Origin of the sequence: Mesorhizobium sp. M7A.F.Ca.ET.027.02.1.1 (genome assembly GCF_004022985.1) — a bacterium.
Taxonomy (GTDB): domain Bacteria; phylum Pseudomonadota; class Alphaproteobacteria; order Rhizobiales; family Rhizobiaceae; genus Mesorhizobium.
Genome location: NZ_RZOL01000075.1, coordinates 1 through 19766, shown reverse-complemented (window position 1 = coordinate 19766; position 19766 = coordinate 1). Strand labels below are relative to the sequence as shown.

At 63.8% G+C, this 19766-nt stretch carries 22 protein-coding genes and 2 pseudogenes; 4 read left to right on the top strand and 20 right to left on the bottom strand.

Annotated features, from left to right (window positions below; genetic code table 11):
- From EN749_RS11550 to EN749_RS11455, 20 genes and pseudogenes are all read right to left on the bottom strand, one after another.
- A pseudogene (locus EN749_RS11550) lies at positions 1–431 on the bottom strand (chemotaxis protein MotC); the annotation flags it as partial.
- A complete protein-coding gene (locus tag EN749_RS11545) occupies positions 428–1762 on the bottom strand; it encodes a MotB family protein (protein ID WP_128363176.1) in 1335 nt (444 codons plus the stop codon). The pseudogene EN749_RS11550 and the gene EN749_RS11545, both read right to left, overlap by 4 nt.
- Complete coding sequence (locus EN749_RS11540) at positions 1759–2385, bottom strand: hypothetical protein (protein WP_128363175.1); 627 nt, start codon at positions 2383–2385, stop codon at positions 1759–1761. The genes EN749_RS11545 and EN749_RS11540 overlap by 4 nt, the downstream gene beginning before the upstream one ends.
- A gap of 3 nt (positions 2386–2388) precedes the next feature.
- Positions 2389–4035, bottom strand: a complete 1647-nt coding sequence (gene fliF / locus EN749_RS11535) for a flagellar basal-body MS-ring/collar protein FliF (RefSeq protein WP_128363174.1) — start codon at positions 4033–4035, stop codon at positions 2389–2391.
- A gap of 132 nt (positions 4036–4167) precedes the next feature.
- Positions 4168–5232, bottom strand: coding sequence for a flagellin (locus EN749_RS11530; protein ID WP_127270046.1), 1065 nt, complete (start codon positions 5230–5232; stop codon positions 4168–4170).
- Positions 5233–5489: 257 nt separating this feature from the next.
- On the bottom strand, positions 5490–6476 hold the full coding sequence (locus tag EN749_RS11525) for a flagellin (RefSeq protein WP_127271439.1): 987 nt from the start codon (positions 6474–6476) through the stop codon (positions 5490–5492).
- 198 nt (positions 6477–6674) lie between these two features.
- Entirely contained in the window at positions 6675–7406 is a 732-nt protein-coding gene (gene fliP, locus EN749_RS11520) for a flagellar type III secretion system pore protein FliP (RefSeq protein ID WP_127290412.1), read from the bottom strand.
- The gene (locus tag EN749_RS11515; RefSeq protein WP_127399238.1) at positions 7403–7897 is read right to left on the bottom strand and encodes a flagellar basal body-associated FliL family protein; all 495 of its coding nucleotides are present in this window, start codon (positions 7895–7897) and stop codon (positions 7403–7405) included. Before EN749_RS11515 ends, fliP begins: the two co-directional genes overlap by 4 nt.
- Before the next feature lie 17 nt (positions 7898–7914).
- Positions 7915–8622 carry a flagellar basal body L-ring protein FlgH gene (flgH, locus tag EN749_RS11510; protein ID WP_127257844.1) on the bottom strand — a complete coding sequence of 236 codons (708 nt, stop codon included), beginning with the start codon at positions 8620–8622 and terminating at the stop codon, positions 7915–7917.
- On the bottom strand, positions 8619–9209 hold the full coding sequence (locus EN749_RS11505; RefSeq protein WP_164762499.1) for a MotE family protein: 591 nt from the start codon (positions 9207–9209) through the stop codon (positions 8619–8621). Before EN749_RS11505 ends, flgH begins: the two co-directional genes overlap by 4 nt.
- Before the next feature lie 3 nt (positions 9210–9212).
- Positions 9213–10454, bottom strand: coding sequence for a flagellar basal body P-ring protein FlgI (locus EN749_RS11500; protein ID WP_128363173.1), 1242 nt, complete (start codon positions 10452–10454; stop codon positions 9213–9215).
- Positions 10451–10978, bottom strand: coding sequence for a flagellar basal body P-ring formation chaperone FlgA (flgA, locus tag EN749_RS11495; protein WP_128363172.1), 528 nt, complete (start codon positions 10976–10978; stop codon positions 10451–10453). The genes EN749_RS11500 and flgA overlap by 4 nt, the downstream gene beginning before the upstream one ends.
- Before the next feature lie 3 nt (positions 10979–10981).
- Positions 10982–11770 (bottom strand): flagellar basal-body rod protein FlgG, encoded by a 789-nt coding sequence (gene flgG / locus EN749_RS11490; protein ID WP_013529795.1) that lies wholly within the window; start codon positions 11768–11770, stop codon positions 10982–10984.
- 11 nt (positions 11771–11781) lie between these two features.
- A complete protein-coding gene (locus EN749_RS11485) occupies positions 11782–12108 on the bottom strand; it encodes a flagellar hook-basal body complex protein FliE (protein WP_127397190.1) in 327 nt (108 codons plus the stop codon).
- A complete protein-coding gene (gene flgC / locus EN749_RS11480) occupies positions 12108–12524 on the bottom strand; it encodes a flagellar basal body rod protein FlgC (protein ID WP_013529797.1) in 417 nt (138 codons plus the stop codon). The genes EN749_RS11485 and flgC overlap by 1 nt, the downstream gene beginning before the upstream one ends.
- Positions 12525–12526: 2 nt before the next feature.
- Positions 12527–12907 carry a flagellar basal body rod protein FlgB gene (flgB, locus tag EN749_RS11475; RefSeq protein WP_027038255.1) on the bottom strand — a complete coding sequence of 127 codons (381 nt, stop codon included), beginning with the start codon at positions 12905–12907 and terminating at the stop codon, positions 12527–12529.
- Positions 12908–12986: 79 nt separating this feature from the next.
- Positions 12987–13826: a hypothetical protein gene (locus tag EN749_RS11470; RefSeq protein ID WP_128363171.1), complete on the bottom strand. Its 840-nt coding sequence runs from the start codon at positions 13824–13826 to the stop codon at positions 12987–12989.
- Positions 13813–15216, bottom strand: coding sequence for a flagellar protein export ATPase FliI (gene fliI, locus EN749_RS11465; RefSeq protein WP_128363170.1), 1404 nt, complete (start codon positions 15214–15216; stop codon positions 13813–13815). Before fliI ends, EN749_RS11470 begins: the two co-directional genes overlap by 14 nt.
- 3 nt (positions 15217–15219) lie before the next feature.
- Complete coding sequence (flgF, locus tag EN749_RS11460) at positions 15220–15942, bottom strand: flagellar basal-body rod protein FlgF (RefSeq protein WP_127380744.1); 723 nt, start codon at positions 15940–15942, stop codon at positions 15220–15222.
- Positions 15943–15949: 7 nt separating this feature from the next.
- Complete coding sequence (locus tag EN749_RS11455) at positions 15950–17071, bottom strand: DUF1217 domain-containing protein (RefSeq protein WP_127320967.1); 1122 nt, start codon at positions 17069–17071, stop codon at positions 15950–15952.
- A 146-nt stretch (positions 17072–17217) separates the two neighbouring features.
- Here EN749_RS11455 and motA point away from each other — a divergent pair, with 146 nt between their 5' ends.
- The 4 genes and pseudogenes from motA to EN749_RS11435 form a co-directional block, all read left to right on the top strand.
- Positions 17218–18093 carry a flagellar motor stator protein MotA gene (gene motA / locus EN749_RS11450; protein WP_127290388.1) on the top strand — a complete coding sequence of 292 codons (876 nt, stop codon included), beginning with the start codon at positions 17218–17220 and terminating at the stop codon, positions 18091–18093.
- Between the two features lie 32 nt (positions 18094–18125).
- A complete protein-coding gene (locus EN749_RS11445; RefSeq protein WP_127269588.1) occupies positions 18126–19073 on the top strand; it encodes a FliM/FliN family flagellar motor switch protein in 948 nt (315 codons plus the stop codon).
- Between the two features lie 16 nt (positions 19074–19089).
- Positions 19090–19476: a flagellar motor switch protein FliN gene (gene fliN / locus EN749_RS11440; protein WP_023809994.1), complete on the top strand. Its 387-nt coding sequence runs from the start codon at positions 19090–19092 to the stop codon at positions 19474–19476.
- Between the two features lie 43 nt (positions 19477–19519).
- Positions 19520–19766: pseudogene (locus tag EN749_RS11435) on the top strand (flagellar motor switch protein FliG); the annotation flags it as partial.

Sequence of the window (19766 nt, the reverse complement as noted above, 5' to 3'; positions counted from 1 at the left end):
TCCGGAGGCAGCGTCATGGGATCGATCGGCCTCAAGGCTTCGATAGCCTCGCCGGGCCGACCGTTGAGGTAATCAATCACGCCTTTGGCGATGGCAAGGCTTTGCGGATCCGTCGTAGCGCGCGACGTGGCCGCTTCGACGGTCACCGGGTTGCCGCCGCTCATGCCGTAGACAAGCAGGGCCCGAAAGTTCTTGGGATCCTTGTAGTCCTCGGCATTCGCCGCGCGCAGGCGCGCGTCCGCCATCTCCAGCAGCTTGGCCTGCATCGGCAGGGCGGCATGATCGCCGGCGGCTATGCGGTCCTGGATGAGTTGCAGCGAGCGCACCAGTTGATACGGCTGCAGCGCGTCCTGGGCGAAACCGGTCGACGGGTGTCCGCCGGCCAGCAGCAGCAGGCCAATCAACCGGCGGGTGACGGCCGCTCGCTTCATCCGCCGGTCGCCATCAGGATCTCGATGCGACGGTTCGCGGCCGCCAATGGATCGGCTGCTATTTTCGGCTGGCGGTCGGCGAAGCCGGCAACCTCGGTGATGCGGCGTTCGTCGACGCCGCCGCGCACGAGCATGTAATAGGCGGAATGCGCGCGTGCCGTCGACAGCCGCCAATTGTCGTAGCTGTCGCTGCGGAACGGCCGGGCATCGGTGTGGCCGTTGATGCTGATAGTGCCCTTCTGGCTGTTGACGATGCGGCCGATCTTCTCCATCGCCAGCACCAGTTCGCGTCTCGGCAACGCCGAGCCGACCTCGAACATGCCGAAGTCGAGCTGGTCGGTGATCGAGATGACGACCCCCTTGTCGGTGGCTTCGACCGAGACGCCGTCGTGCAGCTTGTCGCCAGGCTTGAAAGCATCGGCCAACTGCCGCTTGACGTCGGCCGCTGCCTTTAGGGCAGCCGCGGTTGGTGCCTTCTCGCCGATGTCGGGCTTGGCGGCCTTTTGCGCCTCAGGCTCCGCCTTGGCTGCGTCGGCGGCCTTGGTGCCGTCCGGTTTGGTCTCGCCGGCCATTGCGGTGGCAGGGTTCGCGGCCTGCTTGCCGGTCACGTCCTTTGCCTGCGGCCCAAGCGGGGTGGCCGCAACAGGCGGCACGGCTTTGACTTTAAGCACTTGCGTTTCGGCGGTCTTATCTCCGGGCTTGAGCGGATCGCCCTCGGTCCTGGTGCGCTCGGCGCTGGCCTCGGCGGCTGGCGCCGCCACCTGCTGCGACCAGAAATCCGGCTCGAAGGGATCGCGGTAAGAGGCACCGCCGGAGGCGCCCGTCGCCGGGCCGGCTGCCTGGGCGCCGCCGTCACCCTTCTGACTGACATTCTGCATTACGCCAGTGTCGGTGGCGATTTCTGAAAGTACCGCATAGGGATCTGCGAACAGGTGCTCGTCGGAGTGTTCCGCCTGCGGGAGTTCTTGCTTGTCTTCTTTGCGGTCCGCCGAGCCATCGCCGTCCTGGCCGGCCTTGTTGGTCGCCTTCTTCGGATTGTCGGCCGTCGTCCCGATCGCGCGCGGACCGTCGCCGAGATCCTCAAGACCTTTGCGGCTCGAATTGCGGTCGACCAGCTTGACCGGGTTGAAGTAGCTGGCGACGGCTGCCTTGGTCTGCTCGTTGGCGGCATTGATCAGCCACATGACCAGGAAAAAGCACATCATGGCCGTCATGAAGTCGGCGAAGGCGATCTTCCAGACGCCGCCATGGTGGGCCTCGTCATGGTCGTCATGGCTGCGCCGCACGATGATGATCTCGTGGCGGCCGTGGTCGGCGTCTGCGACGCTCATGCCAGGACCTCCGAGAGGACCGTCGACCATTCGGCCATGCGCGTCTCGAACACCGCCTCGTCGATGGCGACGGTCAGGTCGAAGCCTGGCGCCTCGACAAAATCGAGATTGGCGGCGCGGGGTCCGAGCGACGCCTTCAGTGTTTCGAACATCGAGAGCGGGCCGCGCACGACGATGCGCACCGCTTCGGCATCGCCGACCGCTTCGCGGATGGCGCCGGCCAATGCCTCGATCGAACGTTTCTGCAGATCGTCGCTGACGATGCCGCCGATGATGCGGGCGACCGTGGCGGCGACAAGTCCGGTGACGCGCGCCTCCATGGCATCGATGCGCAACGAGACCGCCTTGCCGACATCGTCGCCGAGGCTTTCGAGAAATATCCTTGCTTCCTCGGCATTGGCCTGGCGTTCGGCTTCGAGCGCGGCGTCATGCGCAGCCGACAGGCGGACCTCCAGCGCTGCCTCCGCCTGGGCAACCGCCTCGGCGATCAGCGTGCCGATATCGGCCTGCGGCGCCAGCGTCTCGGGCTTGTGTTCGGGATCGATTGCTGCCCGGGACTGGCCGGCACGTTGCGCGCGCGTCCCGAAATCAGGCAGAAGGTCGAAGAGGGCTACGGAGGGCATGGTTTACACCGCCACTTCCTGGGCGGCCCATTTGCGCAGGATCTGCGCGGTGCGCTCCTCGTTGAGATCGACCATCCTGGCAAGCCTGTCCTGCGGCGCCGGCCGGATCTTCTGGCGAAGATCGTCGAGCGGCGTGGGGCCTGGGCGTGTGCCTGGCAAGCTCCCAATCGCGGCACTGTCGGTGGCCGCCATTGCCTCCGGCGTCGGCAGCGAGCGCTGGACGTCGTCGAAGCTGGGACCTGCCAGGGCCGGAGTAGCCTTTGCCGTCAGCGCCGCGGCCATCGGCCTCAGGCCGAAGAAGGCGACCAGGAACACCACGACGATGAAGGCACCGGCATTGATCATCGTGCCGGCATGCTGGCCGATCGAATCGAGCATTCCCGCCTGCGGGATCGCCTCGCCATCCAGGCCGTCGATGAACTCGACCGCCGAGACGTCGATGATGTCGCCGCGCTTTTCGTCAAGGCCGGTAGCGGACGTGACCATCTTCTGGATCTCGGCGACGCGCTTGGCGATCTGCTCCGGCGTGGCGTCCTTGCCGAGGATGGCCGTCAGCCGTTGCTGATTGACGACCACGGCAATCGACATCTTGGTGACGGTGTAGCCGTTTGAGACCGTGGCGATCTTCTTGGAATTGATCTCGTAGTTGGTGATCTCTTCCCTGCGGTCGTTCTGCGAGGAGGATTGCGGACCATCGGTGGCGGTTGCCTGGGTCTCGGGCAGGTTCTGCTCGACGCTGGCCGGAGTGGAAGCCTGCTTCTGGTTGTTGTTCTCGTTGGCCCGCACCGACTGCACCGAGCGTTCGACGCGGGAATTCGGATCGAAGATGGTCTCTTCCGTCTGGCGGGTGTCGGTGTTGACCTCGGCCTTGACGCTGGCGCGGAAATTGTCGGGGCCGAGATAGGCCGTCAGCGCACGGCGGATGTTGTCTCCGATCTGCGCCTCGACGGTCTGCTCGACGCCGAGCGTGCGGGCGGCGCTGGTGTTGGAAGGATCGTCGCCGGCGGCCAGCAGATTGCCGCTGGAATCGAGAACAGTCACCTTGTCTGCCGACAGGCCGGGAACGGCGGCGGCGACGAGATGGCGGATCGACATGGCGCTCTTCTCGGCGTCGATGCCGGCGTAGCGGATGACCACGGAGGCTGAGGGCTGCTGCTCGTCGCGGCGGAAATTGGCCCGTTCGGACATGACGATGTGGACCCGCGCAGCCTTGATGCCCGATATGGACTGGATGGTGCGGGCGATCTCGCCTTCCAGCGCGCGCACGCGGGTGATCTGCTGCATGAAGGAGGTGAGGCCGAGCGAGCCGACATTGTCGAACAATTCGTAGCCGGCATTGGCGCTGGTCGGCAGACCCTTCTCGGCAAGCAGCATGCGGGCCTGAGCGGTGGTGCCGGCCGGCACCAGAACCGAGGTTCCATCGGCGCCGACATCGAAACCGATGCCGGCTTCGCCCAGCACCAGGCCGATCTGGTTCACGTCGGCGCGGTCGAGTCCCACATAGAGCGTGTCATAGGCGGGGCGGTTGAGATAGACCGAGGCGATGCCGATGACGCCCATCACCAGAACGGCGATGCCCGCCAGCATGGCGAGGCGCTTCACGCCAAACCCGCGGAGATTCGAGATGATGCTCTGGATCTGTTCCGGCACGGTTCAACGACTCCCAGCATGATTGTCCGCCGGAACTCTAGTCTTCGAAGCTTGTGCGAAAATGAAATCGGGCCGCGCTGGCGGCGCGGCCCGATTATCTGATGGAAAGGACGGCGCCGGTGGCGCCCGTGATCAGCTCTTGAACAGAGACAGGATCGACTGCGAGGCGCTGTTGGCGATCGACAGCGCTTGAACGCCGAGCTGCTGCTGAACCTGCAGTGCCTGGAGCCGGGTCGATTCCTTGTTCATGTCGGCATCGACAAGCTGGCCGACGCCGCGGTCGATGGAGTCCATCAAACTCTGGGTGAAGGTCTTCTGCAGGTCAATGCTGCTCTTGGCGGAACCGAGGATGGTGGCGGAGTCGGTCAGCTGGGCCATGACGTTATCGATCCTGTTCACCATCTGCGTGATGATGTCGTCGGTAATGCCTGGTGCCGTGATATCGAGGTTGTAGGCGGAGATATTGTCGACCTTGGCGACCGCTCCCGCCGCCGTCTGGCCGGCGGTGTTCGCGGCGATGTCCGTTCCTCCGCCCGCGATCACGCCCGCATAGGCGTTGTCGTACAGGGTCTGGGCGGCGCCCGTGGAATAGATGGACGTCTGGCGATCGAGGGTTCCGTAATTCTTGACCTCGGCGGCGAGGCCGTAGTCGAAAAGCTTGGTGCTCTCGACATCGATATCGATCGTCCCGATCGAGATGGCGCCGGATGAGGAACGATTGAATGAGGACACGATCTGGGAGTCGGGCTGGACGCCGTCATTGGCGGCCGCGACCTGCTTTGAGGTCACCGCTAGGAAGTTCGAGCCTGAAAAGGTGGCCGCATCGGCGAACGACTTCATCTGCGCCTGAAGCGCTTTGATCTCGGTCTGCGTCTTTGCCTTGGCTGCGTCCGTCTGGCCGACGGTCGAAAGCAGCTTGGTCTTGATCTGGCCGATCGTTGTCAGCACATTGTTCATGCCGGTGTAGGCGGTGTCGACTTTCGAGGCGCCGAGGCCGAGTGCATCCTGCACCGTCGACAGGGCCTGGTTGTCGGAGCGCATCGTGGTGGCGATCGACCAGTAGGCCGCGTTGTCCGAAGCTTGCGAGACACGGTAGCCCGTCGATATGCGGGCCTGTGTCTGCTCGAGTGACTTGTTGGTGGCGCTGAGGCTTTGAAGCGCGGTTAACGCCGCGGCGTTGGTCATGATACTCGCCAAGAAAGTCGCTCCTTCTCAAAGGCCGACATGCTCAGACATGCCGGATAGGCCTGCTTCAACCGTGGTATCGTGCCAGTAGGGCCGATTCGCCAACCGTTGTAAGCTATTGGTTAACCATAATTAGCGGGACATGGTTAACAGCCTGTTAAGCGCGGCCTTTCGAGAGTTAACGACAGAGCGTTGCGCGCGGTCCGAGCAAACGAAATCGGGCCGCGCTTTTGGCGCGGCCCGATTTTAGTGCAAGTTGGCGGATGCGATTAGCCGCGGAAGAGCGACAGGATCGACTGCGACGAACCGTTGGCGATCGACAGCGCCTGGATGCCGAGCTGCTGCTGGACCTGCAGGGCCTGGAGGCGGGTCGATTCCTTGTTCATGTCGGCATCGACGAGCTGGCCGACACCGCGATCGATGGAGTCCATCAGGTTCGAGGTGAAGGTCTTCTGCAGGTCGATACTGCTCTTGGCGGCGCCGAGCGTGGTGGCGGCGTTGGTCATGGCCTTGAGCGCGGCATCGACGACGTTCATCTGCTGCGCGATCTGGCTATCGCTGGCGGCCGTGCCACCCGAGAAGATAGTCAGCGAGGCAACCGAATAGGTGTCGGTAACCGCTGCGGCAGCGCCCAACGTCGGTGCCGAGGCCGTGGCAACAGCAGCGCCCGTGGTGCCGAGGCGGGCCGTGTCGAGAATACCCTTGGCGGTTGGTGCCGCGCCGGCATCGTACAGCTTGATGCTTTCCACATTGACATCGATCGTCGAGATCGAAGCCGCGCCGGTCGCGTCGCGGTTGAAGGCCGAAACAATCTTAACGTCGGCCGCGGTGCCTGTCGCAGTGGACACCGAAAGCATGTTGGTGCCGGAGAAGGTGGCGCCATCGGCGTAGGCCTTCAACTGGTTCTGAAGGGCGGCGATTTCGACCTGGGTCTTTTCCTTGGAGGCGTCCGTCTGGCCGTAGGACGCGACCAGCTTGGTCTTGATCTGGTTGATCGTATCGATCGCGCTACTCATGCCGGTATAGGCTGTGTCGACCTTAGAGGCGCCGAGGCCGAGAGCGTCCGAAACGGTGGACATTGCCTGGTTGTCGGAGCGCATCGTGGTGGCGATCGACCAGTAAGCGGCGTTGTCCGAAGCCTGCGAGACCTTGTAGCCGGTCGAGATGCGGGCCTGGGTGTCGGTGAGGGATTTGCTGGTGGCGTTGAGGCTCTGCAGGGCCGTCAATGCGGCGCTGTTCGTCATGATGCTGGACATGGTACTCGGACCTTGATTTTACAGGTATTTTTTACATACCGGCTCTACCGGTATGACGGTGCGGCATCATGCCCATGATCTCTCAAAATCGATCACCCGCCATCTGCGAGCGAATATGCGGGCAAGTCCCTACCAAAGGGCTAAACCGGACGGTTAATCGAAAATATATTGCTGGGATTTCGAGCCGGCGCGGCAGGGTCAGTTGAAGGAGCGCACCAGGCTGCCGACAAGCAGGTTCCAGCCGTCGATCAGGACGAAGAACAGGATCTTGAACGGCAGCGACACCACTGTCGGCGGCAGCATCATCATGCCCATCGCCATGGTGATGGTGGCGACGATCAGGTCGATGACGAGGAATGGCAGCACGATCAGGAAGCCGATCTCGAAACCGCGCCGGATCTCCGAGATCATGAAGGCCGGCACCAGGATGCGCAGGTCGACGGTGTCACGCGAAACGGTCTGTCCGCGCTCGCGGGCAAGGTCGGCGAAGAGGTCGAAATCCTTGTCACGCACATTGTGCAGCATGAAGGTGCGGAACGGGTCTGAAATCTTGTCGAAGGCTTCGGTCTGGGTGATCTGGTTGTCCATCAGCGGCTTGACGCCGGTGTTCCAGGCCTGATCGAAGGTCGGCGCCATGACGTAGAACGTCATGAACAGCGATAGCGAAATCAGGATGAGGTTTGCCGGTGTCGACTGCAGGCCGATGCCGGCGCGCAGGATCGAGAAGGCGATGACGAAACGGGTGAAGCTGGTCACCATGATCAGCAGGCCTGGCGCCACCGACAGAACGGTCAGCAGGCCGAACATCTGGATGATGTAGCCTACGGTGGTGCCGTCAGCCTTGCCGATGCCGCCGAGATCGAGTTGCTGGGCCGTCGCGATGGAGGTGGCGGCCGCGATCATGGCCGTGGCGAGAAGGAACTTTCTCATTCGAGCAGCAATGTCCTGATGAGTACCTGTTTGGCGTGACCCTGGCTGCGGATCGCGGCGCGTTCTTCGAGGTCGGCCTTCAGGTGCTGGTAGCCGCTGGCCCCCTCGATCTGATGCATCTTCAACGTGCGCACCAGGGCCAGAAGGTCCTGGTGGATGTCATCAGACATTGCCTGTGGCTGCGGCGCGTCATAGACGATGGACACCTCCATCCTGATCCATGTGCCGGCAGGCGAGGCGATGTTGGTGGTGATCGGCGCCAGCACGACAAGCATCGGGCCCAGGCCCGGCTGCTCGGCCGCGGTGGGCTGCATGATCTTGCCTTCGTTCTCAGGCGCGACCGGTACCGACGCCGGTGCGCCGACGCCTTTGAGATAACCGCCGGACATCCAGCCCATGCCAATGGCGGCCGCCGTCACAAGCAGCAGCAGGCCGGCCTGGATAGCAGGGGAGGGACCCTTGCGTGGCTGAACCTGTTCGATATTTGCCACGGCGCCCTGCTCCGATCCTAGAACGGAAGAACCTGGTCGAGAATCTGCTGGCCGTAGGCAGGCTGCTGGACCTCGGTGATGCGACCGCGTCCGCCGTAGGAGATGCGAGCCTCGGCGATACGTTCGTAGGGGATGGTGTTTTCGGCGCCGATATCGGCCGGCCGCACGATGCCGGCGAGCGTCAGCACCCTGAGCTCGGCGTTGACGCGCACTTCCTGCGATCCGGTGATCATCAGATTGCCGTTGGGAAGCACATCGGTGACGATCGCCGCGACATTGAGCTCAAGCGTCTCCGAGCGCTTGATCTCGCCGTCGGCAGTCGTGTCCGTGGTGGAGCTGAGAGCCCCAGCGCCCTTGCCGGCGGTGCTCCACTTGTCCCACTGCGCGCTGAGGTCGTAACCGAGCTTGCGATTGGCGGTGCGGCTCCTGTCGTTCTGGTTCTTGAAGTTGGCCCGATCGTTGATCTTGATCTTGACCGTCAGGATGTCGCCCTGGGACAGCGCCCGCGGGTCGGTGAACAGCCGGCTCTGGCGGTCGTCCCACAACGAGAATTTCTTGACTGGCGCGGGCGGCGTTTGCGGGTAGCGATAGAGGGAGCCGGTGCTGCCGCCATCGATGCCGGAGCCGACCGGGGACAGAGCCGGCTCCCTGCCGACCTCCTTGAGGTTGGTTCCGCAACCCGAGAGCATGGTGACCGCGCACAGGACAAGCATTTTCCGGATCATGACGGATCTACCCTTCGGGCTGCGCTGGCCATAATGCCGGTGAGCGTCGCCGCCGCCTTCTGGTCCATTTCGTTGAGGATGACGCTCGCCTTGCGTGTATCGAGCTTCATCAATATGGCCGCAGCCAGATCGGCGTTGACGATGGCCAGCCGCTCGGCGGCGGCGTCGGGCTTCATGCCGGCGTAGATCTGGACGACGCCGTCTTCTGCCCGGGCCAGGAAAACCTCGCGCCGCTTCAGCCAGGTCTCGTATTCAGCTTTCTTTGCATCGAGAGCTTTCATGCGCTCGTCAATGCCGGCCTGGAGCTGCTTCAGTTCCTCCGCCTGCAGGACATAGCGGCGGTCGCGGGCGGCGTCGGCGATGTTTGAGCAGAAGCGCTCGATCTCGCTTTGGTCCGGCGCCTTTTCCCGCGTCAATTGCTGCGGCGCCGCTGCCACCGGTGCCCCCGGCAGGACCTGGCGGACCGTCTCCTCGCCGCGCGCAGTGTCGCCGGCAAAGGGCAGCGTCGCGAGAATAGCGGTCGCGAGCAGGATCGCGGCTTTGCGGTGTCTGCCGTCATGGCGTGGGAAGGAGCGCGTCATCGGCATCGCCTATTGCAGAACCAGGTCGGCCTGCAGAGCCCCGGCCGACTTGATGCCCTGCAGGATGGCGATGATGCCATCCGGCTTGACGCCGAGGCGGTTGAGGCCGGAAACGAGGGTCTGGAGATCGGGTCCGTCAAGCACGGCAACGCGGGCGTCGGGCCGGCTGGCGTCGATGGCGGTGAACGGTTCGACGGCGGTCTCGCCCTTGGAGAAGGGCTCGGGCTGGACGATGCGCGGCGCTTCGGTGATGCGCACGGTGAGCGTGCCGTGGCTGATGGCGACACGTGAGATCTTGACGTCATTGCCGATGACGATGGTGCCGGTGCGCTCGTCGATCACGACACGGGCCGGCGTGTCGGATTCGACCACCAGATTCTCGATTTCGGCATAGAAGCGCGCCGCCGAGACACCCTTCGGCCTTCTGATCTGCACGGTGCGAGAATCGCGCTCTGCCGCCACTCGCATGCCGAAGCGCTGGCCGGTGTAGTCGTTGATGGCGTCCGCGATGCGGATAGCGGTCGAGAAATCGGGATTGCGCAGTTGCAGCGTCAGGACCGCCTGATCGTCGAACTCGGCCTGGACAGCACGCTCGACGATGGCGCCGTTCGGCACGCGGCCGGAGGTCGGCACGCCTTGCGTCAGCTGCTCGGCCTGTCCCTGGGCGGTAAAGCCGGACACGATGACCGAGCCCTGGCCGACGGCATAGATCTCGCCGTCCGCCGCCTTCAGCGGGGTCATGATCAGCGTGCCGCCGGAAAGCGAGGTCGCGTCGCCCATCGAGGAGACGTCGATGTCGATGCGGGCGCCCGATTGCACGTAGGGCGGCATGTTGGCGGTGACGATGACGGCGGCGACATTCTTGGCGCGCGCACTGCCGCCTTCGGTGGCGATGCCGAGATTTTCGAGCATCGCGCGGATCGACTGTTCGGTGAATGGCGAGTTGCGCAGGCTGTCGCCCGATCCGGCAAGGCCGATGACCAGGCCGTAGCCGACGAGCTGATTGTCGCGCGAACTCTGCAACTGGGCGATGTCCTTGATGCGCGCGGCCACCTGGCCCGGCGGCAGCGAACTCGGCCCGGTCGAAACCCGGAACATGCGGCTGGTGGTGGCCGGATCATATTCGGGATCGTTGTAGACGCCGCCATTCTTGGCGGCGAGCTCGCGCTTGGCCTTCGACGTCAGGCCGTCGGCCAGCGCCGGCTGCAGGCCAAGCACGGCTGCCAGCATCAGGGTAAGCCCGCGCATCATGAAGCGCTGACCTGGATGGTTCCGTCCGCCATCACCGTGCCGGACAGGATTTTGCCGCTGTCGATGTTGCGAACCTTGACGAGGTCGCCCGCGGCTCCCGGCTGCAGCGTCACGGCGGTGGCCGAGATCGTCAGCCCGCCGGCGATGAAGAAGATCTGCACGGAAGCACCCTGTTCGACCAGCCAGGCCTCGCGGATGGCGGTGGAGGGAATGTAGCGGCCGGGCAGCAGCGTGCGCTTGGCGACCTTGCCATCCAGTTCTTCGGCCCGCGTGGCGACCGCCTCCGGCTTGTGCTTGCCGACGACAAGGGTGACCTGTTTCAGGGCAGCCAGGTTGATGGTCTCGCCGGGATAGATAACCCGGCTCGGAATAAGCACCACCTCGCCGACAGCTTGATTGCTGGCGATCCGGGTGGCCGACTGGTTGGCCGATTCCTGGGCAAAAGCCGGCATGCCTCCGGTCACCAGCGCAAGGACGAGCGCGGTGCGGCGGAATGCGGACAGGAGGCCGGGCGTCGACATCATGCGTTACCTGATGTTCTTGGAGACCACGGAGGCCATGTCGTCGGCGGCCTGAATGACCTTGGAGTTCATCTCATAAGCGCGCTGCGCCGAGATCAGTTCGGTGATTTCCTTGACCGGGTCGACGTTGGAGGCTTCGAGATAGCCCTGCTGGATGGTGGCAAAGCCGGGATCGCCCGGCACGCCGACATTCGCCGGCCCCGAAGCCGTGGTTTCCTGGAACAGATTGTCGCCGAGCGGCGCCAGGCCGGCCTCGTTCGCGAAGTTGGCGATCTGAAGCTGACCGAGGTTCTGCAGGTCGGTCTGGCCGTCGATGCGGGCGAAGACCTGCCCGGTCTTGTTGACGATGACCTCGACGGCATCCACGGGAACATTGATTGCCGGAATGACGGCAGCGCCGTCGACCGTCACGAGTTGGCCGGTGGCGTTGGTGTTGAGAGCTCCGGCGCGGCTGTAGAGCGTGCCGCCGTCGGCACCCTCGATCTGAAACCAGCCCCTGCCGGTCAGCGCCAGGTCGAAACTGTTGCCGGTGCTGGTCAGTTCGCCCTGGGTGTGCACGTTGCGCACGGCCGTCGTCTTGACGCCGAGGCCGATCGAGACGCCCTCCGGCACCAGCGAGGCGTTGGAGCGGTTGGGCACGCCTTGTGTACGGTCGACCTGATAGAGCAGGTCGGAGAATTCGGCACGGGCGCGCTTGTAGCCGGTGGTGTTGATGTTGGCGATGTTGTTGGCGATGACTTCCAGATTTGTCTGCTGGGCATTCATGCCGGTGGCGGCGATGGCGAGTGCTTTCATGGCGGAATTCCTCAGATGCCCATTCGACTGACTTCGAGATAGGCGGAAACCACCTTGTCGCGGATGGCGACGGCGGTCTGAAGCGCCTGCTGCGCGCTCATCACGGCGTCGACCACCTGACGGGTGTCGGCGTCGCCCTTGAGCGCCTGCAACGATACCTGCTCGGCATTCTGCAGCGTGTTCACGGTCTTGGAGGCTGCCTGGCTCAGCGCCTCGGCGAAGGAGGTGCCGATGGTGCCGCCGGCCGAAGGTGTCGCGCCGCCCTGGAGCAGGCTTGTGGCTGCGTCGTCGCCGCCGATCGACGGCTTGAACTGAAGCGCTCCGATACCGCTGATCATTACTGGTTCCTCATCAGGTCGATGGTCATGGAAATCAGGTCGCGGGCCTGCTTGACCACCTGAAGGTTGGCCTCGTAGGAGCGATTGGCCTCGGTCATGTCGGCCATTTCGATCAGCACGTTGACGTTGGGCATCTTGACGTAGCCCTTCTCGTCGGCGGCCTCGTTGCCGGGCTGGAACTCGACTGGAAAGTCACTGGGATCTCGATCGATCGAGTTCACTGCAACCGTTGAACTGCCGGAGGCCCGGTCAAGCTCAGAGACGAAGCTGATGGTCTTGCGGCGATAAGGATCGGAGCCGGGCGCGGTGCCGGTCGACTGGGCGTTGGCGAGGTTTTCGGAAACCACGCGCAGGCGCTCCGACTGGGCGCCGAGGCCGGATGCTGCGACTTTGAGGGCTGCGGTCAGTGCGTCCATGGTCAGCTCTTCACCGCCATCATCATCATCGTATGAAACGCCTTGACGATCGCTGTGTTGAGCTCGAAGGAGCGGCGCACCTCGCCGGCTTTCAGCAACTGGTCTTCCAGAACGACCGAGTTCTTGGACGGCATGACGACGCCGTCATTCTCCTGTGGCTTGATGGTGAAGCCGGCATTGGTCGCCGCATTGCCGAGATGGCCGGCCTGGGTCGCCTGCAGCGATACGGCAGCGCGGTCGAGCACCTTTTCGAATGGCTCGACATCGTTTGCCGTATAACCTGGCGTGTTGGCATTGGCGATGTTGCCGGCGACTGCCGACTGGCGCACGGCCAGCCATTGCGCTTGCTTGGCGGCGAGGTCGAAAAGGGAAACGGGCTCCATGGGAATCTCCGAGCAGGTACCCAGAGACTAGGCCGCCAGTCTTGCGCGGGCCTTGCGGATGGCGGGAGCCGGAGATCGTTTATCTGGAGAGTTCGATCACCCGGTCGGCACTGGTGACCATGACCCATTTGCCGTTGCGCTGCTCGATGGAGGACACCTGACTGGAGTCAGGCAGTATCGAGCCGCGCTGGACGATCCAGAGGCCAGCGTCGTCCTGGATCATGGCACGGCCGTTAGCGACATGAACCATGCGGAATTTCGCCGCGTCGGCCGGAAACGGTTGCTCGTCGGGTGCGGCTGCGGGATTGGCATCGTCCCGCACCGTCCCCGTGGCAAGAAGATCGAGATTGGCCGCGGGAATATCCTTTGCCGTCAGCGGCGCGCTGCGTTCGGCGAACACGCCGCCGCCCGCTCGCCCGGAATTGGAGCCGGTGCCGCCGAACTTCATCGCCTGGACGCCAAACTGGTCCTGGTTGAAGAAGATGTACCAGGGGAACAGGGCGCAGATCAGGCCGAGCGTGATGCCGAGCGCGGCTATGACGAAATCGCTGCGTCGGTCGGACTTCTTCTTCAGTCGGGGAAACGGTGCCTTTGGCGGCTGCGGCCATTCGGTGCGCGGGAACAGCCCGTCGATCAGCGAGTCGCGGCTGGCCTGCGTCATCTCGGCAGCCACCGCCTGGGGAGCCCGGGGCAGAGCGGGTTCGACGGGCCTGGCCAGATCAGGATCGGCTTTGCCAGCCCGTGGCAGGATTGGCTTGACGGCTCTGGCCAGAACGGCCTCGGCTTTGGCTGCGATGGCACGGGCAGCCTTTGCCTTGGCGGTTCTCGTTTCGTCAGCCTCGGCTTGCTCCACGGCGTTGGCCTCGGCGATCATGTCGCGCAGAATGCGCTCGGTATATTCGCGTTCAGTCTCCGGCATCGGCGTTCAGCTTGCTCTTGAGGTGGCGGGCGAGATCGGAGAACGGGTCGGTCGACGGGCGATCCTTCGGCGCTTGCGTCAGCGCCTCATAGATCAGCGGCACCTGGCGCACGGCGATGTCCAGTTCGGCATCGACTCCGCCCTGATAGGCCCCGAGCAACCGGATATCGCGCGTGTCCTCGAAGCGCGAGATCATCGACTTCAGCCTTGTCACCAGCGCGCGCTGTTCGACGCTCCAAGCCTTTCCGGCCAACCGCGATATGGACGACAGCGGGTTGACGGGGGGATAGCGACCCTGTTCGGCGATCGTGCGATCGAGCACGACATGGCCGTCGAGGATGCCGCGCACGGAATCGGCGACCGGATCGTTGTGATCGTCGCCGTCGACCAGCACGGAAATAATGGCGGTGATGGATCCTTTGCCTTCCCCGCCCGGCCCGGCGCGTTCGAGCAGCTTGGGCAGTTCGGTGAACACCGAGGCCGGATAACCGCGCGCGACCGGCGGCTCGCCGGTACCCGTCGCCACCTCACGCAGGGCGTGGGCGAAGCGGGTGATCGAATCCAGCACCAGCAAAACGCGATGCCCCTGGTCGCGAAAATGCTCGGCGACGCGCATGGCGGTGTCCGGCGCACGCCGGCGCATCATGGCGCTTTCGTCGCTGGTGGCGACGACGGCGACGGTCTTGGCCATGCTGTCGCCGATCGTATCCTCGAGGAATTCACGGACTTCTCGGCCGCGTTCGCCGATGAGCGCCACCACGACGGTATCGAATGCGTCGGCGCCGGCGAGCATGGCGAGCAGCGTCGACTTGCCGACGCCGGAGCCGGCAAAGATGCCGAGGCGCTGGCCGAAACAGAGCGGCGTGAAGATGTCGATGACCTTGACGCCGGTCATGAAGGCAGTGCCGACGCGTTGCCGCGCCATGGCTCCCGGCGTCGTCTGGGCGCCGCGCGATGTGTCGTCTCCCCGGGCGAGCGGCGGGCCGCCATCGATCGTCCTGGTGAGTGCGTCGATGGTGCGGCCGCGCCACGAGGCATGCGGCGCCACCACGAGCGGACCTCGGCGGAAAACGGCATCACCGATGCCGGAATCGGCGCTGCGTTCGAAGGGTGCCACGACGGCCTCGTCGCGGCCGATCTTGACGATCTCGCCGCGCCGCGCACCGGCATCGCCGCGCTGCTCGACGATGTCGCCCAGCCTGGCGAAGCCGGAAAGGCCGTGCACCTTGTAGTGCGTGGGCGTGACTTCGATGACGCGGCCGCCGCGCTTGAGCAGCGCCTCGGCGTCGGCGAAACGCCGCCAGACCCGTTCCAGCGCGGCAAGCCGGTCTTCCGGCGCCGGCTGGAGTTGTCTTTCGAGTGCGCGCAGGGATGGCTGGTCGAGCGACATGGATTATTTCGAGCCGAGCGTCTTGATCGCCTCGTCGGTGGAGGAGTCGGTCTGCCGCATCAGGGCGGCGGTGTTCTCGAAGGCGCGCTGGACCATGATCAGCCTGGTGATCTCCAGCACCGGATTGACATTGGACTCTTCGAGAAAACCCTGGGCGACGCCGATATCCGAGCGATCGGTGACAGGCTCCGGGGTGCGTGCCGGAACGATGCCGGAATTGCCGTAGCGGACGAAGTTCGGGCCTGGGTCGAAATTGTAGAGACCGATCGAGCCGACAAGCTGATCGTTCTGGCGCAACGAACCATCGGCCCCGGCCTTGGGTGGGCCGTTGCGGGGATCAAGCTGGATCGGCGAGCCGCCGGCATCGAGCACCGGGTGGCCCTCGATCGACATCAGCTCGCCGTTCTCGTTCATCGAAAAGCGACCGTCGCGGGTCATGACGGTGCCGACCGGCGTCTCTATGGCAAACCAGGCATCGCCCTGGACGGCGAAATCGAAGGGATTTCCGGTCTCGCTCAAGGCACCATGGGCGCCGGAAAGGTAGGTCTTGCCCGGGGAGGCGAAGGATACCGATTTCTGCCCGGTGCCGGAGACGACGTCCTCGAACTTCACGCCGGTGGCGCGAAAGCCGATCGTCGAGGCATTGGCGACGTTGTCGGCGATGGTGTCGAGGCGCCGCTCGAGCGCGATCTGCGACGAAAGGGCGACGTACAGGCTATCCCGCATGATGGTCTCAGAACCTCAGTTTCTGCATGGCCATCATCAGGTCGGTGGAGATGCCGACTGTGAGTGGCTGGGCAAACAGCACGCTGACCGAGGTGACGGCCGATGAAGTCGGGTGGTTGATCTCGTACATGCTGGTGAAGCGGGTCAGGAACTTGCCGAGTTTCTCGGGGTCGGAGAAATCCGAGATGTCGAGTTTTTGCTCGAACAGCTGCGCCTGCTTGTCGACGTCGGCGGTGGCGAAGGAATCGGGCAGGCCGAGCACGGTGCGCACGACACTGGCAAGCGCGGTGTCGGCCAGCACGTCATACCAGCTGGTGATGGTTGGGGCCTTGCGATCGAAGTAAAGCGCCAGCCGCACACCCTGGTTAGCCTGACCGGCATCCTCTTCGAGGGTCTGGCGCATGTATTTGTCGACGGTCGGCTGCTGCGCCGGATTGATGGTGGTGGTGTTTTCGCCATAGGCCTCGAAGTTGAAGGCGGAGGCAAGCGCGGCATAGGTCTTGTCCGTCATCTTGTTGGCGACGCTGTCGGGATCGCGGACGCCGCCCTGCAGAACCCGCTTGATGAGATCCTTGTCCTCCGTCGCGGAATCGAGACCGAATGACGCCAGCGCGTATGTGTAGAGCCGGTTGTTCGACATCAGATCGTCGATCGACTTCACCTTGGTGATGTTGGCGAGATAGTATGTCGTCTCGCCCTTCACATAGGCCGAATTGGGATCGAGGCCGGCGATCTGGGCCTGGATGGCATAGTTCTTGGTCACCAACTGCTGTGTCTTGTTGTAGATGGTCGCATCGGCGCCGTTGGCGGCGAAGTTGAAGGCGCTGACGAATTCGGCGTAACGCTTGTCGGTCAGCTTGTTGGCGAAGCTGTCGGGATCGGAGACGCCTTCCTTGAGTGCCTTGACCATGAAGGCCTTGGCGTAGTCCATGTCCTCCAGCCCGTAGGCCTTCATGGCATACTTGAACAAACGGTCGTTTTTGACGAAATCGTCGATCGATTTCACCTTGGTGATATTCGCGAGATAATATTTGGTGTCGCGATCAACCACGGGCTGCTGCTCGATCCTGTCGATCGATTTTGAAATGTCCTTGGTGATGAGCTGGTAGCTGGTAAAGGTATTGAGCAAAGACGTGCCTCCGGCCGAAGCTATGCCGGCACAATACCCCTACTTCCTTGCGCGAAACTGAATCGCTTCCACGCCCTCGATTCAAGCCTCACACAAGGCACGGGGACTATCCCTAGCTCCTGATGTGAAATGCGGAAGGACCTGTCGTGGGCATTCTGATTGGACTGGTGGTAACGCTCGGCTGCGTCCTCGGCGGCTTCATGGCCATGGGCGGCCATCTTCACGTGCTGATCCAGCCATGGGAGGCCGTGATCATCTGTGGCGCGGCTTTTGGCACCTTCCTCGTTGCCAATCCGATGAAGACGGTCAAGGACACCGGCAAGGCCATTCTCGAAGCCTTCAAGCAGGCGGTGCCGAAGGAACAGGACTATCTCGAGACGCTCGGCGTGCTGCACTCGCTGATGCGCGAGCTGCGCTCGAAATCCCGCAGCGAGGTCGAGGCGCATATCGACAATCCGGAAGAGTCGGCGATTTTCCAGGCGTTCCCAACCGTGCTGCACAATCATGACCTGACGCATTTCATCTGCGACTACTGCCGCATCATCATCATCGGCAATGCCCGCTCGCACGAGATCGAGGCGCTGATGGACGAAGAGATCCAGACCATCAGGTCCGACAAGATGAAGGCCTATCACGCGATGGTGGCGGTGGGCGATGGCCTGCCGGCGCTCGGCATCGTCGCCGCCGTGCTCGGCGTGGTCAAGGCGATGGGCGCGCTCGACCAGTCGCCGGAAATCCTCGGCGGTCTGATCGGTGCCGCACTTGTCGGAACGTTCCTCGGCATCTTCCTGTCCTATTCGGTGGTCGGGCCGGTCGCCACCAAGATCAAGACGGTGCGTGAGAAGAAGAACCGCCTCTATATCATCGTCAAGCAGACGCTGCTGGCCTACATGAACGGCGCGCTGCCGCAGGTGGCGATCGAGTTCGGCCGTAAGACCATCTCGTCCTATGAACGGCCGACGATCGATGCCGTCGAGCAGAGCACGATGAATACCGGCACCGTCGAAAAGAAGGCCGCCTGAACGATGCGCGATAGATCGGTCCCAGCACTGTCATGACCAGTCCGGGCAGCCCAGCGGAAGCGCGTTCGCTGATCATCGAGCGTCTGGTCGGCGACAGCGGCGAGGCCGCGCAGGTCATCGACGCAGGCCGCGCCATGGCCGAACGCGCCGTACCGCTGTTGCAGAAAAGCCTGACCAGCGAGCTTGGCGTTCCGGTCGTCGTCGACCTCAAAGCGATCGAGGTCAGCCGCGTTCCCGAGGCGCGTTCGCGTGCCGGCGACACGTTTGCCATGACCGTGATCGGCTCGTCGGCGTCCTCTGATGCGATGACCCTGGTGATCGATGCTCCGGCGATCGCGATCATGGTCTGCACCCTGTTCGGCGGCGACCCGGATCTGCCGGCATCGCCGATCGAACGCGATCTGTCGCAGATCGAAATCGATGTTTCGACCATGGTGTTCCAGCAGGTCGCGCAGGCCCTCAACGGATCGGGAAAGCGCTCGCTCGACCTGCGCCTGCCCGCGCCGCGAGCAATGTCCGGCACCGAGGCGAAGCGGTATGTGCTGCGCGATGGCGCGGCAATCCGTATCGTGCTTGGCATCTCGACGCCGGCCGACAGTGGCACCGTCACGGTGACGATGCCGCAGCGCGTCGTGCTGGCCAGCCGCGACGGAGCCGTGCCTGTCAGCGACGACGATCACGGCCCCAGCTGGCGCGCCCGCTTTTCGGAAGAGGTGATGCGCTCCACCGTGGCGCTCGAGGCCACTATGCCGCTGGCGCGGCTGACGCTCGGCGACCTCGCCGGTTTCGAAATCGGCGACGTCATCGAATTCGAGGAAACGGCCCAGTCCCAGGCGCGTCTCAGCGCACGGGGCAAGACGCTGTTCGTATGCGAGTTCGGCAAACTGGGACAGAATTACACCGTCCGGATCAGGCATCCTTACGACGCCGGGCAGGACTTTATCGACGGGCTGATGCCGGCTGCCGCCGGACGCGCCTGAGCATTTGGAGACGATCATGGCCAAAACCAAGGCGGAAGCCGACCTCGACCAGCCGGACGAGCAACTCGATCGCGCCATCGAAGAGTTGCGCGGTGTCCTGCATGAAGAGGAGCAACGCCCCGATGCGGCCTTCAGGGCGGCCTCATCAGCCAATTCGAGCGTGATCATGAACATCCCCGTCGATGTCCAGATCATCCTCGGCAGCACCGAGATGCCGGTCTCCGATCTGATGGCGCTGCAAAAAGGCTCGACCGTGGCGCTCAATCGCCGCATCGGCGAACCTGTCGACGTCGTGGTCAACGGCCGCAAGATCGCGCGCGGCGAGATCACCGTGCTGGAAAGCGATCCGTCGCGGTTCGGCATCAGGCTGACCGAAATCATCGCCGGCACGAAGGGCGCCTAGACATGGTTTGCGGGGCTTGCCGGTGGCAGCGGAGGCGAGTGGCATGACGACGCCGGTGACCTTGACCCGCGCGCAGAAGGCGGCCGCCATACTTGTGGCGATGGGCAAGCCGTCGGCCAGCCGCCTGCTGAAATTCTTCAAGCAGGAAGAACTGAAGGCCCTGATCGAGGGCGCCCGCCTGCTGCGGACGATTCCGCAAAGCGATCTTGAGCGCATCGTCGCCGAGTTCGAGGCCGAGTTCACGGAAGGGGCGGGATTGCTTGATTCCGCCGACAGGATGGACACCATCC

Bases quoted from the DNA above. Each gene is read 5' to 3' on its own strand.
- EN749_RS11545 (WP_128363176.1), bottom strand. From the start codon at position 1,762: ATGAGCGTCGCAGACGCCGACCACGGCCGCCACGAGATCATCATCGTG.
- EN749_RS11540 (WP_128363175.1), bottom strand. From the start codon at position 2,385: ATGCCCTCCGTAGCCCTCTTCGACCTTCTGCCTGATTTCGGGACGCGC.
- EN749_RS11525 (WP_127271439.1), bottom strand. From the start codon at position 6,476: ATGTCCAGCATCATGACGAACAGCGCCGCATTGACGGCCCTGCAGAGC.
- fliP (WP_127290412.1), bottom strand. From the start codon at position 7,406: ATGAGAAAGTTCCTTCTCGCCACGGCCATGATCGCGGCCGCCACCTCC.
- flgH (WP_127257844.1), bottom strand. From the start codon at position 8,622: ATGATCCGGAAAATGCTTGTCCTGTGCGCGGTCACCATGCTCTCGGGT.
- EN749_RS11505 (WP_164762499.1), bottom strand. From the start codon at position 9,209: ATGCCGATGACGCGCTCCTTCCCACGCCATGACGGCAGACACCGCAAA.
- EN749_RS11500 (WP_128363173.1), bottom strand. From the start codon at position 10,454: ATGATGCGCGGGCTTACCCTGATGCTGGCAGCCGTGCTTGGCCTGCAG.
- flgA (WP_128363172.1), bottom strand. From the start codon at position 10,978: ATGATGTCGACGCCCGGCCTCCTGTCCGCATTCCGCCGCACCGCGCTC.
- flgG (WP_013529795.1), bottom strand. From the start codon at position 11,770: ATGAAAGCACTCGCCATCGCCGCCACCGGCATGAATGCCCAGCAGACA.
- EN749_RS11485 (WP_127397190.1), bottom strand. From the start codon at position 12,108: ATGATCAGCGGTATCGGAGCGCTTCAGTTCAAGCCGTCGATCGGCGGC.
- flgC (WP_013529797.1), bottom strand. From the start codon at position 12,524: ATGGACGCACTGACCGCAGCCCTCAAAGTCGCAGCATCCGGCCTCGGC.
- flgB (WP_027038255.1), bottom strand. From the start codon at position 12,907: ATGGAGCCCGTTTCCCTTTTCGACCTCGCCGCCAAGCAAGCGCAATGG.
- EN749_RS11470 (WP_128363171.1), bottom strand. From the start codon at position 13,826: ATGCCGGAGACTGAACGCGAATATACCGAGCGCATTCTGCGCGACATG.
- fliI (WP_128363170.1), bottom strand. From the start codon at position 15,216: ATGTCGCTCGACCAGCCATCCCTGCGCGCACTCGAAAGACAACTCCAG.
- flgF (WP_127380744.1), bottom strand. From the start codon at position 15,942: ATGCGGGATAGCCTGTACGTCGCCCTTTCGTCGCAGATCGCGCTCGAG.
- EN749_RS11445 (WP_127269588.1), top strand. From the start codon at position 18,126: ATGACCAGTCCGGGCAGCCCAGCGGAAGCGCGTTCGCTGATCATCGAG.
- fliN (WP_023809994.1), top strand. From the start codon at position 19,090: ATGGCCAAAACCAAGGCGGAAGCCGACCTCGACCAGCCGGACGAGCAA.